Annotated in this window: 2 protein-coding genes; both read right to left on the reverse strand. The window is 53.8% G+C overall.

Annotated elements, in window-relative coordinates:
* Window positions 1-278: plasmid recombination protein (locus KP705_RS16890; RefSeq protein WP_215765100.1), on the reverse strand; the 278-nt coding region annotated here is incomplete at its 3' end.
* A 43-nt stretch (window positions 279-321) separates the two neighbouring features.
* The coding region (locus KP705_RS16895) for a helix-turn-helix domain-containing protein (protein ID WP_215765101.1) at window positions 322-512 on the reverse strand (191 nt) is incomplete at its 5' end.

Below are 512 nucleotides of genomic sequence, written 5' to 3' on the forward strand. Positions count from 1 at the left end.
CCGTAGTAGGTTTTCAGCTTGGTGTGGGTGGCCTTGCTTCCATCGATGCCGCGTTCCAGTCCGACAGGGCGTCCCCCAACTCGCGCAAAGTCTGTCTGCATCTCGTTCAGGTCCTTGGCACCACCGAGGAACCGGCGGCAATTCAGGCGGCCTGTATCGGGGTCTTTTGGCACCACGTAGGCCGACAGGTGCGGCGTTTTTTCGTCCCGGTGAATGATGGCAGCGATCACGTTGTCCTTGCCGTGCCGCTCCTGAATCCAGCGCAACGCCTCGTTCAAATAGGGGTCACGACACGAAAGTGTACTTTACGTACGCTTAGAGTTAACCCAACAAGAACGTTGAGTCTGTTCTGCTGAGAGTTCGATAGACAGTTGGCCGAKAAATATAAAACAGTTCTGAAAGATCGCTGATGGAGTAATCGCCGGTATCATACATCCGGCGAAGCTCTTTTTGCTGACGTTCAGAAAGCTTGGGTTTCTTTCCGCGTAGTTTACCTTTGTCGCGTGCAACGG

The sequence above is a fragment of the Gluconobacter sp. P1D12_c genome (assembly GCF_018812105.1).
Classification (GTDB): Bacteria; Pseudomonadota; Alphaproteobacteria; order Acetobacterales; family Acetobacteraceae; genus Gluconobacter; species Gluconobacter oxydans_A.